The following is a 698-nucleotide window of genomic DNA, read 5'->3' as shown; positions in this document are numbered from 1 at the left end:
GCGGCTGACCGCTTCCTCCACATTGCGCTCATCCTGCTCCAAGCGCTGGGCCACTCTGGCCTGTTCGTCCCGCTGTGCCCGGCGCAGCTGATGGAGCCGCTTGTATACGAGCAAACGGTGAAACAAACGCACCGACGCTTGCCAATCATGCAGCTGCAGCAGAGCAAACGTATCCGCCGTGTACAAGCGGTTGCCTTTGGGCGAAGCCGCCCAGACGGAACGCATCATCGGCACATAGGCGTCCGGGGGTACCTGCGGCAGGCCGCGATCCTGCCATAAGCCCGGCAGGCCGTCTGCGGCGCGAATCCAGATGAGCTGGGCCTCCGAAGTGAAGACGGCCGGCTCCCAGACGACAATCTCCGATGGGGACTCTGCCGCCGCCACCTGCTGAGCATGCAGCGGAGCCGCCTCCTTCACCACGGCCAAGGCCAGGCTCTGCAGCCATTCGTCCAGTTTCTCTGCTGTTTCGGCTAGCCGTTCCAATTGTCCCAACTGTTTCAGCCGCTCCGTACGCTCCTCACGCTCCAGCCGTTCCATGTCAAGATTGGCCTGAAGTTCCGGAGCGCCCTCACCCTGCTCCAGGCGGCTGCTTGCCAGCACCGTGTCCGGCATCACCTCGGCTATCCAGCCGAAGTCGCCTTCATCGGTTTGCGGGAGCTCCAGCCATAGTTGTCCTGCCTTCACCGTAAGCACATACG

General features: G+C 63.0%; 1 protein-coding gene. It reads right to left on the bottom strand.

What is annotated here, in order from left to right; translation table 11 throughout:
* On the bottom strand, positions 1-698 hold a 698-nt coding region (locus tag LRL21_RS44765; RefSeq protein WP_240422211.1), incomplete at both ends, for a hypothetical protein.

Source organism: Paenibacillus periandrae (genome assembly GCF_022458865.1).
Classification (GTDB): domain Bacteria; phylum Bacillota; class Bacilli; order Paenibacillales; family NBRC-103111; genus Paenibacillus_S; species Paenibacillus_S periandrae.
Note: the sequence above shows the minus strand (reverse complement) of the source record. Positions and strands in the feature narration are given on the sequence as shown.